This window comes from Arthrobacter sp. D5-1, assembly GCF_017357425.1.
GTDB lineage: Bacteria > Actinomycetota > Actinomycetes > Actinomycetales > Micrococcaceae > Arthrobacter.
In genome coordinates this window covers 3297478-3310365 of record NZ_CP014571.1, presented here as the reverse complement: position 1 = coordinate 3310365, position 12888 = coordinate 3297478, and the positions used below count along the sequence as shown (strand labels likewise).

At 64.0% G+C, this 12888-nt stretch carries 13 protein-coding genes; 6 read left to right on the top strand and 7 right to left on the bottom strand.

Annotated elements, in window-relative coordinates:
• Nucleotides 1-6 precede the first annotated feature (6 nt).
• Nucleotides 7-432, bottom strand: coding sequence for a DUF1761 domain-containing protein (locus AYX22_RS15215; protein ID WP_207594170.1), 426 nt, complete (start codon nt 430-432; stop codon nt 7-9).
• A gap of 10 nt (nt 433-442) precedes the next feature.
• The gene (locus tag AYX22_RS15210) at nt 443-967 is read right to left on the bottom strand and encodes an Lrp/AsnC family transcriptional regulator (protein WP_207597605.1); all 525 of its coding nucleotides are present in this window, start codon (nt 965-967) and stop codon (nt 443-445) included.
• A 173-nt stretch (nt 968-1140) separates the two neighbouring features.
• On the opposite strand from AYX22_RS15210, the gene AYX22_RS15205 reads away from it, so the two are divergent.
• Nucleotides 1141-2376 (top strand): MFS transporter, encoded by a 1236-nt coding sequence (locus tag AYX22_RS15205; RefSeq protein WP_207594169.1) that lies wholly within the window; start codon nt 1141-1143, stop codon nt 2374-2376.
• Nucleotides 2377-2395: 19 nt separating this feature from the next.
• Here AYX22_RS15205 and AYX22_RS15200 read toward each other — a convergent pair whose 3' ends face one another.
• Genes AYX22_RS15200 through AYX22_RS15190 form a run of 3 tightly spaced genes read right to left on the bottom strand, consistent with a single transcriptional unit; the run spans nt 2396 to nt 4859 of the window.
• Complete coding sequence (locus AYX22_RS15200; RefSeq protein WP_089595726.1) at nt 2396-2902, bottom strand: Lrp/AsnC family transcriptional regulator; 507 nt, start codon at nt 2900-2902, stop codon at nt 2396-2398.
• Nucleotides 2903-2956: 54 nt separating this feature from the next.
• Nucleotides 2957-3598: a TMEM175 family protein gene (locus AYX22_RS15195; protein ID WP_207594168.1), complete on the bottom strand. Its 642-nt coding sequence runs from the start codon at nt 3596-3598 to the stop codon at nt 2957-2959.
• 31 nt (nt 3599-3629) lie between these two features.
• On the bottom strand, nt 3630-4859 hold the full coding sequence (locus AYX22_RS15190; protein ID WP_207594167.1) for an MFS transporter: 1230 nt from the start codon (nt 4857-4859) through the stop codon (nt 3630-3632).
• Between the two features lie 133 nt (nt 4860-4992).
• On the opposite strand from AYX22_RS15190, the gene AYX22_RS15185 reads away from it, so the two are divergent.
• The gene (locus AYX22_RS15185) at nt 4993-5967 is read left to right on the top strand and encodes a LysR family transcriptional regulator (protein WP_207597604.1); all 975 of its coding nucleotides are present in this window, start codon (nt 4993-4995) and stop codon (nt 5965-5967) included.
• Here AYX22_RS15185 and AYX22_RS15180 read toward each other — a convergent pair.
• Complete coding sequence (locus AYX22_RS15180) at nt 5942-7000, bottom strand: nitronate monooxygenase (protein WP_207594166.1); 1059 nt, start codon at nt 6998-7000, stop codon at nt 5942-5944. The genes AYX22_RS15185 and AYX22_RS15180 overlap by 26 nt on opposite strands.
• 41 nt (nt 7001-7041) lie before the next feature.
• Between AYX22_RS15180 and AYX22_RS15175 the strand changes: the two genes are divergently transcribed.
• Entirely contained in the window at nt 7042-7977 is a 936-nt protein-coding gene (locus AYX22_RS15175; RefSeq protein ID WP_207594165.1) for a BadF/BadG/BcrA/BcrD ATPase family protein, read from the top strand.
• Nucleotides 7978-8041: 64 nt separating this feature from the next.
• On the opposite strand, the gene AYX22_RS15170 is transcribed toward AYX22_RS15175, so the two are convergent.
• The gene (locus tag AYX22_RS15170; RefSeq protein WP_207594164.1) at nt 8042-9073 is read right to left on the bottom strand and encodes a pirin family protein; all 1032 of its coding nucleotides are present in this window, start codon (nt 9071-9073) and stop codon (nt 8042-8044) included.
• 50 nt (nt 9074-9123) lie between these two features.
• Here AYX22_RS15170 and AYX22_RS15165 point away from each other — a divergent pair, with 50 nt between their 5' ends.
• From AYX22_RS15165 to rsgA, 3 genes are all read left to right on the top strand, one after another.
• A complete protein-coding gene (locus tag AYX22_RS15165) occupies nt 9124-10920 on the top strand; it encodes a beta-galactosidase family protein (protein ID WP_207594163.1) in 1797 nt (598 codons plus the stop codon).
• Between the two features lie 32 nt (nt 10921-10952).
• Nucleotides 10953-11405 carry an NUDIX hydrolase gene (locus tag AYX22_RS15160; RefSeq protein ID WP_207594162.1) on the top strand — a complete coding sequence of 151 codons (453 nt, stop codon included), beginning with the start codon at nt 10953-10955 and terminating at the stop codon, nt 11403-11405.
• A gap of 224 nt (nt 11406-11629) precedes the next feature.
• Entirely contained in the window at nt 11630-12799 is a 1170-nt protein-coding gene (gene rsgA, locus AYX22_RS15155; RefSeq protein ID WP_207594161.1) for a ribosome small subunit-dependent GTPase A, read from the top strand.
• Nucleotides 12800-12888 lie beyond the last annotated feature (89 nt).

Sequence of the window (12888 nt, the reverse complement as noted above, 5' to 3'; positions counted from 1 at the left end):
TGAACGCTACTGCATGGCTCCGATGATGGCGCCCGCAATGGTCATGGCCGCGATGTCGTGGCCGGAATCGATGACGGTCACCGCGGAGGGGCGCCCCGCGAAGCCGTTGTGGATGACGTGGCCGCCGGCGCGGATCACCAAGGACAGGATCAGCGCGAAGAATCCGCCGGCCCAAAAAGTGTTGAGTTCCAGCGCGCTGATGAGGACCGCCAGGAGAATGCTGGTCAGCGCTGCGGCCACCATCATGGGAACCCAGATGCCGGCGCCGCCCTCAATATTCTTGAGGTCGTCTTCGGTTTTGTTGATCGCTTTCATCCACCTGCGTCCGAAGGCGGCCGGCATGTACCAGACGAAGCCGATGACCATGCTTGAAACGAAGGCCAGAAGTACAGCGAACCAGTTGATCTGGGAGATGTGTGAGAGCCAATCCATTCCTGAAATCCTAGTCGGTTCGGGCCTGTGACCCGGGGCTCTGACTCTCAAGCCTTGGCCGTGTTGGCGCGGCAGACATCCTTTCGATCAGTGGTTCAGTCCGGTACGGGATGTGAGTATGCAGGGCCAACACCGTTTCCGTCCGGATCACGCCTTTGGTGCGGAGGACCGATCGCAGTGCCGACTGCAGGTTGTGGGTGTCGGTTGCCACTACCCGGCACCAGAGATCGCCCCGGCCGGAAATTTCGTGGACCTCCAGGACCTGGGGGATCAAGCGCAGCGCACCAATGACGCCGTCGAGTTCGCGGTGGGTGACTTCGATCGTCACGAAAGCGACGACGTCGTACCCCACCTTTTCGAGGTCTACCTCCCGTCCGGCGGCGTGCAGCACCCCGGACCGGAGGAGGCGCTTGACCCTGCTCTGGGCAGTGTTGCGCGCAATACCCAAGGTGTCGCTCAACTCGGCGATCTGGATGCGGGGATCCTTGATGAGTTCCAGGAGGATCTTCAGGTCCATAGGGTCGAGGGTGTTCAAATGGTCACTCCAGCTCACTTGGGTCATTCCAGTTTGAGTCTTTTGCTCAATTCTCAAACTATTGCAGCATGTTCAGATCAATCCTGCTGCATTCTGTTGCCACCAATACTTAGTCGGACTGCGCTTCCCACAAGGAACCAATCAGCCCGGCCACCGAGCCCGAAGGCATGGAAATGACTGTCTTGAGCGAACTCCGCATGCGTCCGGTTACCGCCAACCGCTGGGGATGGGATGCCTCCACCACCGCCAGGCTGGTGTTGACCGGCGTCGTCATCTTTACGCTGCTGGTAGGCGCCAACCTGGCCACTCCGTTGTATCCCTTGCTGCAGGCCAGGCTTGGTATGACATCGCTGGACGTGACAGTTGCTTTCTCCAGCTACGTCCTTGCACTGGTGGGTGTCCTCATGGTGGCAGGACATTGGTCGGACCACATCGGGCGTCGTGCGGCATTGGTGTTGGCTGTCCTGGTCGGTTTGGTGGGTGGTGTGATGTTTGCAAACGCGGACACACTGGTTGCCTTGTCCATGGGGAGGGCACTTCAGGGAGTGGCAGTGGGGCTGGCGACCGGAGCCAGCTCAGCTGCCTTGCGTGAACTGTTGCCCCAGCGGCCTGAGTGGGCCTCCCGATTCACTTTGCTCTCCTCGGCAGGTGGTGTGGCGGCAGGCCCCGCAATCGGTGGCCTCCTGTCACTTTTGCCGGACCCCACGCGCACCCCGTACTACGTCCATTCGGCGGTGCTGATAGCTGCCCTTATTCCCCTGTGGCTCCTCAAAGCCAGGCCTGCCATCGCTCCGGCGGAGGGCCCGAAGCCCCTCAAGGTCCTGGCGCCACGGAAGCCTTCCATCTCCCGTGATGCCCGCGGAGCCTTCTGGATGGCAGCTGCCACCGGGTTCCTGAGCTTCGCAGTGTTCGGCTTCTGCCTGTCATTGGCGCCGGGGTACTTCGCCGGTGTGGTCCATGCAGATTCGCGGCCGCTGATCGGCTTGCTGGCAGGAGTCACGTTGGGCGCCTCGGCGCTGAGCCAGCTTTTGGGTACCCGTGGCCGTTGGGTTGTGCCCGTGGCCTTGGTGGTCCTGGGGGTCTCGGTTGTCCTGGTGGGCGCTGCGGCCGCATGGTCAAGCCCGTGGCTGCTGGTGGCTGCGAGCGTCACGGCGGGCATGGGTCAAGGCATCGCTTTCCGGCAGGTCTTCAACGAAGTTGCCGGAAAGGTTGAGGCTTCCCGCCACGCCCAGGTCATCAGTACCGTCTACGTCATCACGTACCTGGGTAGTGCCGTTCCGGTGATCGGGCTGGGACTGGCTGTCTCGGCACTGGGGCTCCAGGCCGCCGTCGTGGGTTTCACGGCCCTGTGCGGCGTTGCGGCGCTGACGCTGGCGGCAATCTCGCTGCGGAGCGCAGTGCGTTCCTGACCTGCGCCGCCTGGTCGTTCTACTCCGGCAGCGGTCCGCGATTGCCCGGGATGTGCTGGAAGACCATGGTGGTTTCCGTGTGGCCCACTACGGGATCCGTGGCGAGGTTGTCCAGGAGCCAGTTGCGGAGGTCATCGGTATTGGCGACGGCGATGTGCAGCAAGTAGTCAACGGAACCGGTGGTGTGGAAAGTGGAGATCACCGCCGGAAGCTTGGGAACGCGGGCCGTAAAACGGTCGATCTGATCGCGGTCGTGGGCGCGGAGACGGACGGCGATGAGGGCTTGGACGGAGCGGCCGATGGCCGGCAGGCTCAACACGGCCTCAAAGCCTTCGATGATTCCGCGTTCGGAAAGAGCCCTGGTCCGCATGAGGGCCGTGGAGGGGGCGATCCCCACAAGCTCTGCCAATTGCTTGTTCGAGATCCGGGCGTCATCCACCAACGCGGCGAGGATTCGTTCATCAATCGCGTCCAGCGGCTCAGCGCTGCCCGTGCCTGACCGAACATTCTTCGTGGGGTTGCTCACGGATCCTCCTGAAATTGCCTTCCATCCATCCTAATCGGTGAATTCTTCAGGTGACTATCGCTTTACCCGTGCGCGGCGGGCCCGTCGCCGATCCAGCCGTTGGAGTGGCTCACTGAGCAGCATCAGGAGCAGGGGCCAGTTGCCTGCACCCGGAATGGCTACGGCCAGAACCAGGGCTGCCAGGAAGAGCCCGGAAATGATGCCACTCGCTCGAATTCCTGACGCCGATTCCGCATCTCCCATGGTGTGGAGGTCGGGGTGTGACCGCAAGTACGCGCGGGCCAGGAGGAGCATGAGGCTGGTGGCAAACAGGGTGCCGATGTAGATCAGCGGTTGGGCCCAGTCGGAGGGCATCTGGGTGGAGAGGGATGTGGCGACCGGCATCACCACGATGGTGAACATCCAGGCCACAGTCAGCCACAGCAGGCCCGGGTCAACGTGCTTGACGCTGCGGAAGAGCTTGTGGTGGTGCACCCAGAACACGGCAATGAGGACAAAGCTCAGCACGAATCCGAGCAATGCGTACTGTTCTTCGGCCAACCATTCGGCCGTGGTGCCGTTGTGGTCTGCAAGCTCACCCACGCTCTCCATCAGCGGGAGGATCAACAACGTCAAAGCAATCGCCACCACGGCATCCGTAAACGCCTGCAAACGCTCCGGTGACGACAGTTCCCGGCTTTTCGTGACCTGTGTCATGCCTCTGATTCTAGGGGCAGGCGGCTGGAAATCAGCGGGCTTGGTTTGGTGTGCGGTGCACTATCAAGGTGACTGCCGCCGTCGTGCACGAAAGGACGATGACGCTCAACGCCAAGGCCGGCCAGCCAAACGCCTGGAAGGCCAGGCCGCCGGCCCAGCCGATCACGCTGGAGCCCAGGTAGTAGGACAGGTTGTACAGGGATGCCGCCTGCGCCCTGCCCGTCGTGGCGATGGCCCCCGTCCAGCCTGAACCAACACTGTGGGCGGCGAAGAAGCCGCCTGTGAAAATCACCAGCCCGGCGAGGGTGGCTGCCAGGTTCTCCACCAAGGTCAGCGCCAGCCCCGCGGACATGATGGCAATTCCGGCCACCAGGACGTTGCGCCTGCCAAACCTCGTGGTCAGTCCAGCGGCCCACCGTGAGCTGACAGTGCCGGACAGATACGCAAGGAAGATCAGGCTCACTACAGTTGCAGGGAGCCGGAACGGATCTGCGTGCAGTCGAAACCCCAGGTAGTTGTAAACCGCTACGAAGCCACCCATGAGCAGGAAGGCCTGAAGGTACAAAGACACCAGTTTGGGATTGCTCGAGTGGCCTTTCAACGTCTTGAGTGCACCCCGGAATCCCAGCGCCGGGGCTGGACTAAAGCGTCGCTGCCTGGGCACGAGGACCAGGAACAAGACAGCGGACACAGTGGCCAGCAAGGAGACGGCAAGGGTCGCGGCACGCCAGCCCCAGAGCTCGCCCACTGGGCCGGCCACCAGGCGCCCGGCCAAGCCACCCAACGTAGTTCCGGCTACATAGGTCCCGGCCGCCAACGCCGTGTGGACCTTGGTCACTTCCTCGTTGAGGTACGCGATGGCAATGGCGGGGATGCCGCCCAAAGCCATGCCTTCCAACGTGCGCAGCGTCATCAACATCGGCACGGTGGGCGCCAGGGGAACCAGCAGCCCCAGCAGCGTTGCCACGGCGATGCCAATGGCCATGGCGCGCACGCGGCCGATCCTGTCCGCCACGAACGACCACGGCAGCACGGTGATGGCAAGACCTGCGGTGGCAAGGGAAATGCTGAGTGCGGCCTCGGCTGCAGTGATCTTGAGGTCGTGGGCCATGAGGGGCAGGACAGCCTGTGTCGAGTACAGCTGGGCAAAGGTTGCAACTCCGGCAAGAGCCAGCGCTGCGAGAATCCGGCTGTATCCGCGGGAACCCCTGGCATGGCCGTCCCACGTTTCTGCGCTGCCGCTGGCGATGGTGTTGGTCACCCGGCAAGAGTAGGGCGCCAGTGACTCGGCTTTCCAATGCATGGGTTGCTTATAATTGATGCATCACAGCATGAATCCGGGACCGGCACCTTGGCGGCGGCGGGCTGCTGCGGAAGGCGGAAGGGAGAACACCATGGAGCCGGACCACCACCAGCTCATTCAGCTTCTTCCGCTCCTGCCTGTCCTGGCGGAACTTGGCCGCACGGAACACATGACCGAAACAGCGGAGATCCTGGGCGTTCCACAGTCGACAGTGAGCCGTGCAGTGGCCAGGGCCAGTGCAATCGTAGGAGCGGACCTGCTGATCCGCGACGGCCGCGGCATCCGGCTCACCCCCGAGGCCAGAACACTTCTGCCCTACATCGAAGCAGCGCTGGAGAGTTTCCAGGCCGGCCTGGACAGGGTCAGGCACGAGTCTGACGTGGTGAGGGGCCGGATCGGTGTGTCCTTCCAACACACGTTCGGAGAGGCGACGCTTCCACTGCTCATCAGCGCGTTCCGCGGGCTCCACCCCCATGCGGTGTTCGAACTCTGGCAAGGCCCGCGCGACGATTGCCTGCAGCAGTTGGCCAGCGGCGAGATGGACTTCGCACTGACCGCACCCATTGCGCCCGAAGGCAAAGGCATCCGTTCCCTTCCGCTCTACCGGGAGCCACTCAGGGTGGTCCTGCACTATCGGCACCCCCTTGCCGCGCGGGCCAGCGTGCACCTTTCAGAGCTGCGCCACGACCCCTACATCACGCTTCCAGCCGGAGTTGGGCTGCGGGCACTCGGCGAGGCACTCCTGCGGGAGGCGGGCTTCCGCCCGCGGATCGCCTTTGAAGTCCAGGAATCCACCTCGGCCCGCGGGCTGGTTTCGGCCGGACTGGGGTTCAGCATCCTTCCGCCCGCCGGTCCCGGTTCAGGCACGGGACAGTTCCTGCCCAAAGCCGAACTTGGACTGGTTGAAGTGGCCATCGAATCCGACCTGGCGTTTCGGCAGATCGGCCTCGCCTGGCGGGAGAGAAGCTTCGAACCGGACGCTGTGCGGCTCTTCCGTGAACTGGTGGTCACCGAGGGCGGAGAGTTGCTCGCGGAACTCGTCAGAGCCCGCTCAGGAACTCCCTGACCACATCCTTCGCTGACCCTTCCCGGGCCCGCTGCCAACCCGTCCCTGCCCAGAGGTTGAGCCGCTGCGGATCGCCGGCCGCGGAAGAGGCCGCCCTGACCGGTGCCGTGAGGTGATGGATGGCAGGGTAGCCCTCCGGTGCGTCCTGATGGTCGCGGACGAAATCGTTGACCAGGGCTCGGGCCATGCGCCCGGTGAAGGCCCGGGTCATCGCGGTTTGTGTGAACACGGAGTCACCCAAGGCATCCTTGTGCGCCTGCCGGGCACCGCTCTCGTCGGTCCGAACCAGGGCGGTCCCGATTTGGGCCGCTGACGCCCCAGCCGCCAGCACCTCCCGTAGGCCGCGGCCGTCCATGACGGCCCCTGCCGCGATCAGGGGAACTGCGACGGCGGCACGCACCTGGGCGACCAGTTCCGCCGTCGTCCGGGCTGCGGGGGTTCCGGCGCCCGGGGCTCCCGCTGGTTCCGGAGTGCCCGGCAGGAAGGCAGCCGTGTGTCCGCCCGCGGACGTGTGCTGGACGGCGAGGGCGTCCGGACCGTCTTCGGCGGCAGCCAAGGCCTCAGCGACGCTGGTCACGCTGGAAATGACGGTTGTTCCGGCCTTTTGGAGCGCGGTCACCACCTGTTTGCCAGGAAGACCGAAAGCGAAGCTGACGAACTCCACCGGGTCCGCGAGGAGGGCGTCGATTTTGTCCTGCCAGGCGTCGTCGTCATCAAGGCGCAAGGGAGGCAAGGCCACGCCGTACCGGGCGGCCTCAGGCTCAAGCTCTGCCCGGTAGGCCTCAAGCCTTTCCACTGCCTCCGGGCCGGGAGGGAGCTGGCGTGGGTCGGGTACAAAGACGTTCATGCCGAAGGGAATGCCGAGGGACCTGGCCGCTGCGATCTCGGCGCACATGGCCTCGGCGCTCTTGTAGCCGGCAGCGAGGAAACCCAGACCACCACCCTCGTGAACGGCCCGAGCCAAATCCGGTGTGGAGGTTCCGCCCGCCATGGGAGCAGCAATAAACGGTGTGTTGAACAGGGGATGTGGCATTGACAGTTTCTCCTCCGGACGCTCCAAGCTAGTCTTTCACGGTGAACAATCTTGACTCTGCCCAGCATTCCCCTGCCCCATCGGAGGCCTTGAGTGGAACGGTCATCGGGCTCGATATCGGCGGCACCAAGACCCGTGGCGTACGGTTCCAAAATGGCGCGCCGGTCCGTGATGAAAGCGCCGGAAGTTCCAACGTGCAAAACGTCAGCAGGGAACAGGCAGCAGCCAACCTCGCCGAACTGTTCGGCAAAATCGGCGGCGGTGAAATTGACGAAGTCTATGCAGGCGCCGGCGGGATCGACACTGAGGAAGACGCGCAGGCGCTCGCGGACCTGATCGCCCCCCATGCGCCCGGGGCCCACATCACCGTGGTTCATGATTCCCGCCTGCTGTTGGCGGCTGGCGGCGCGAGTGCGGGCGTTGCCGTCATTGCCGGTACGGGCTCAGCTGCGTGGGGAAAGAATGACGCCGGGGAAGAGGCCCGGGCGGGTGGCTGGGGCTACCTTCTGGGCGACGAAGGAAGCGGCTATTGGCTGGGGCGTGAAGCCGTCCGACACAGTCTGAGGCGAATGAACCAAGGCTTGGAGCCGGATGCGCTCAGCCGTGCGCTGCTGGACTCCTGCGGAGTGGATGAACCGGGAAAGCTGATTGCCATGTTCCACTCACCGGACACCGGCCGCCGCTATTGGGCACAGCAGGCGAGGCTGGTTGTTGAAGCCGCGGACGCCGGAGACGACATCAGCCAAGCGATGGTGGAACAGGCCGGCAGGGACCTCGCTGACCTCGCCCGGCAAGCCGTTCGCCAGCTGGGAATGGATGGTCCGGTAATCCTCGGAAGCGGACTTGGCATGAACGTCCCCCGGCTGCAGGAAGCCTTCAAAGCCAAACTGGCAGAGGACGGGATTGTGGACGTCCGCATCCTGCAACAGGATCCGGTGTTTGGCGTACCGCGATTGGTGGCCGAGCAGCGGTCCTAGCCGGGGATTTTGTACAGCTGACGTCCCTGGAACGTCTCAGTGAGGGCATCAGCTGTACAAAAACTCAGCCCCGGGTTCTCGGGCGCAGCTTGACTCCGGGAAGTGGTGGAGCGGGTATGCGGCCTGCTTCCGGCCCGGCGTCGGGGCCGTGGCCTTGGACGAAGCCGAAGCGTGAGGCGGCGGCAGCAGCGTCGTCGAGCAATCCCTCCGCCTCCCATTCCTCGCGGGCCTTTTCCACTTCTTCGTGGGTCCGCCCCACAAAGTTCCACCACATCAGCAGGTCTTCGCCGAACGGCTCGCCGCCAAGGAGCGTGAAGCGGGTGTCCGGCTTTGCTTCCACAGCAAGGCTGGTCCTGCCGGCACCGAGGTAAGCCAGGGGCCCGGCCTCAATGTCCTGACCGTCAATCACCAGGTGACCGTCCAAGACCAACACGGCGTGCTCGAAGTCCGGTCGCAAAGGGAGGTCCAGGGAGCCCGTGCCCGTGATGTCAACCCCAACAATCGGGCTGAACATGGTGGCAGGGGAGCGGTGGCCGGCAAATTCGCCCACCATGACGGTGGCGGTGAAGCCTTCGCCCACGGCCACCGGCAGGTCCCGGACCTGTTCGAAGGATGGCGCGCGGTGGCGGTGTTCGTCGGGCAGTGCGACCCACAATTGCAGGCCCCGCGACACCGGGAGTTCTTCCACTACGGGGCTCGATCCCGTACCGGTGGTCGCGGGGAGCACGGAGAATTCGGAGTGTGAGATGCCGTGGCCTGCTGTCATGATGTTCAGCTCGCCCGGCCGGACCACCACATCGCTGCCCACGCTGTCACGGTGCCGGACGGCTCCTTCGAGTGGCCACGTCACTGTTTGGAGTCCGCAGTGCGGGTGGGGGAGGACGCTCATGGCCACTCTGTCCGGACCGAAACTATCCAGGAAACACCACGCTCCCACGGTGGGCAGGCCACGCTGGGGCAGCGTCCGGAGGACGTTCATGGCCCGGACACCGCCCAGGGGGACTTCGCGTTCGGGCCACAACTGAACGCAAGGCCCTTGACCTTCGTGGGCGGCCGGGCAGACTTCCTGAGCCGGAGAAGTATCAAGATTGGTCATGTGTTCATCACCTGTGCATAAATGTTGGAAATTGAGCTAATCTGTTCCGTGTGAACAACGCCCTTTTGAGCTACCACGACGCCATCCTTTACCGTTCGGGTGAACCGTATCGTATCCTCGCCGGAGCCATCCACTACTTTCGGATCCATCCGGATCTCTGGCAGGACCGTCTGCGTCGGCTGAAGGCGATGGGCGCCAATACCGTCGACACCTACGTCGCCTGGAACTTCCACCAGCCTAAGCGCGATCGGGCCCCCGACTTCAGCGGATGGCGTGACCTCGGGAGGTTCATCGACCTCGCTTCGGAAGAGGGACTGGACGTCATCGTCCGCCCCGGTCCCTACATTTGTGCCGAGTGGGACAACGGCGGTTTTCCCGCCTGGCTGACCGGTGTCCCCGGCATTGGCCTGCGATGCATGGATCCGGTCTTCACGGCGGCCGTTGAGGAGTGGTTCGACCACCTCATGCCGGTCGTCGCATCGCGTCAAGAATCAGCAGGCGGGCCCGTGGTCGCCGTGCAGATCGAGAACGAATACGGCAGCTACGGCGACGACCACGAGTACATCCGTTGGAACCGGCGCGTCCTGGAAGAGCGCGGCATCACGGAGATGCTCTTCACAGCCGACGGCGGCAACGACTACTTCCTCGACGGCGGTTCGATCGAAGGAACGTGGGCGACTGCTACGTTGGGAAGCCGGGGCGACGAAGCCATAACGACGTGGCAGCGACGCCGGCCCGGCGAGCCGTTTTTTAATGTTGAGTTCTGGGGCGGCTGGTTCGACCACTGGGGCGAACTGCACCACCGACGAGACGCTGATGATGCCGCACGGGAAGCACGCAAGATGCTGGATCTGGGCGGTTCGCTCTGCGCCTATATGGCCCACGGCGGGACCAACTTTGGGCTGACGTCCGGCAGCAACCACGATGGCACCATGCTCCAGCCCACGGTCACCAGCTACGATTCCGACGCGCCCATCGCAGAGAACGGCGCCCTGACGCCCAAATTTCACGCCTTCCGCCGGGAATTCTTCCACGCCCAAGGCATCCAAGAGCTGCCGGAACTCCCTGCGGAGTTGCTGGCCGACGCCCCGGTACTTCCGGCCCGGTCCCTGCCCCTATCCGAGGGGCCGGCGCTGCTCGGTCTGGTCAGGAAAGCAAGCGGAGCCGTCAGCAGCGTCAAGCCGCTGAGCTTCGAGCAGCTTGGACTCGACGCCGGGATGGTCCTATACGCTGCCGAAGCCATCCTGCCCGGACGAACCGGCGATCCCACCGAGAGCCGGCTAAAAATTACCGGCCTGAACGACCGCGCCTACGTGTGGGTAGACGGTGACTTCGTCGGTGTGCTCGACGATGTCACCGGTGCTGAGGGGCTCGTCGTCACCGGCACCGGAGTTCCCGCCAAGCTGGAGATCCTCGTGGAGAACCTGGGTCGCATCAACTACGGCCCATTGACAGGCCGCGGCAAAGGCATCCTGGGCGGTGTCCTCATCAACCAGCGGTACACGTTCCATTGGACGCAGACACCGGTGCCCCTGGCCGACTGGAAGCAGGAAGACCTGGAAGGACTGGCCGGAGCCGACTTCGAGATTGGCGAACCGGCCGACACCTACCTCGCCCTGCCTGATTCCGGGAAGGGCTTCGTCTGGCTCAACGGCTTCCTGCTCGGCAGGTACTGGGAGAAGGGGCCACAAGTGACCCTCTACGCGCCCGCTCCGTTGCTGAGGCCCGGCAAAAACAGCATCAAGGTGCTGGAGCTTGGGAAGCCGGGGACCGTCGTCGAACTTCGCGAAATACCTGATCTGGGCCCCGTCGAAGCCGGGCCCATCGCGGCGGCCGAACTTCCCTAAGGGGATCTGGTCCAAGGAATTATGCTGGCTCCATGACCCTGCAGTTCGATACCCGCCCAGCCGCGTACGCCGTTATTGTCCGGGACGGGAAGATCCTGCTGGCCTATTGGAAGCAAGACGGCAAGGAAGGGTGGACGCTGCCGGGCGGAGGCCTGGATCTTGCCGAACACCCCGTTGACGGCTGCAAGCGGGAAGTTTTCGAGGAAACCGGCTACGAAGCGCGTATTGATGGCATGCTGGGGATCGACGTCGGCCACTGGCCCGGCGATATCCGCCCGGATGGTTCGGTGAAAGACTTCCAAGCACTGCGGCTGGTCTACGAGGCCACGGTGGTAGGCGGCGAATTGACCCACGAGGTGGATGGAAGCACCACCCATGCTGCATGGATTCCCGTGGAGGACATCCAAAAACTTAACCGGGTCTCCTTGGTCGACACGGCGCTGCGCCTCTACAGGGAGCGCCCGGCAGACGGGAAACCCAGCTAAACCAGTTTGCCGCAAGGCCTAGCCAAATCCCCGGTTGCTTGGCTACGCTGTACAACGTTGTCGGCTATTCAGTTGCCGGCCAGGATGCCGAGGGGGTGGATTTGATGATTGCAGCGATCTTGCGCGCCCCGCTCCCAGTTGCGGTGCGCCGTCATCAGCCCATCATTCCTGTCCCGGCATCAGCCTGCCAGAGCTAGGTGGCCGGGCCTCAGCAGAGGCTTCCATTGAACACTTTCGCTTCTTCAAGCAACCCCTTAAGCAGTTCCACCCTGCACCTTCGTGGTCCCGTCGACTACGGCTTCACCGAGGAAACTGCCGGATTTTTCCGCGCCAACGCCTCTTCCCACCTCCAACAAAACGCCAGACCGGGCCGCGTGGTCCGCTTGGACAGGAACCGGGTGCTGGTCGCTTCGGACGACGGCCTGCTCCACCTGCCCTATCCATCCCACGGGCTTGTGCCGGCTACCGGAGACTGGGTGTGGCTCGGCCACAACGCAGCGGGTGAGCCCGCCGTCGTCGAGGTTTTGCCGCGTCGTTCGGCGCTGAGCCGCAAGCGTGCCTTCGAAGCCTCTTCCGAGGAGCAGATCCTGGGCAGCAACATCGACATCGTCGCCGTAGTGGTTCCGGTGGACCGTCCTCTGACCCACAACCGCTTGGAACGGACCTTGGTTGCCGCTTGGGATTCCGGCGCCACGCCACTGGTGGTCATCACCAAAGCCGATCTTGCCCGGTTGGCGGACGACGTCGTGGGGGAGGTCATCCTGCAGGCAGCCGGCGTGGATGTCGTGACTACCTCGGCGGAGCAAGGCGACGGGCTGGACGAACTCAGGCAGCACATCCCCGCAGGGGCCACCCTGGTTTTCCTGGGGCCCTCCGGGGCAGGGAAATCAACCCTGATCAACGCGCTCGCCGGACGTGAGGTCCAACAGACAGGAGAGGTGCGGGCCGGTGACGGCAAAGGTAAGCACACCACCACGTCCCGGGAGCTGGTGCCGTTGGCCGGTGGTGCTGTGCTGATGGACACCCCCGGGGTCCGCGGGTTCGCCCTGTTCGACGCAGACGAGGGGATGGAGGAGATGTTCGGCGACCTTGAAGAACTCTTCGCCGAGTGCCGCTTCGCGGACTGCGCCCACCAGGCCGAGCCGGGATGTGCGGTCCAGGAGGCGCTCGCGGAAGAAACACTCGATCCCCGGCGGTGGGCAAGCTACCTGAAACTGCAACGTGAGCTGGCTGCCCTGGCCAGGAAACATGACGCCGCTGCCCGCCGCGCCTACCAGCGTGAGTGGCATCAAAAGGTGGTGTCGGCAGAAAGGGGCCAACGCGCGGCGGAACGGTACAGGCACGACCAAGCTGAGGAGCGGGCCGGGAAAGGCAACAAGCGACGGAAACGCTGAACATTGCCGATTCATTACGGAAAACGTGGCGGCGCTGACATCGCCCGTGGTGCTGGCTAGGCTGGGTGAAGATTGCTTTGCAGCCAAGT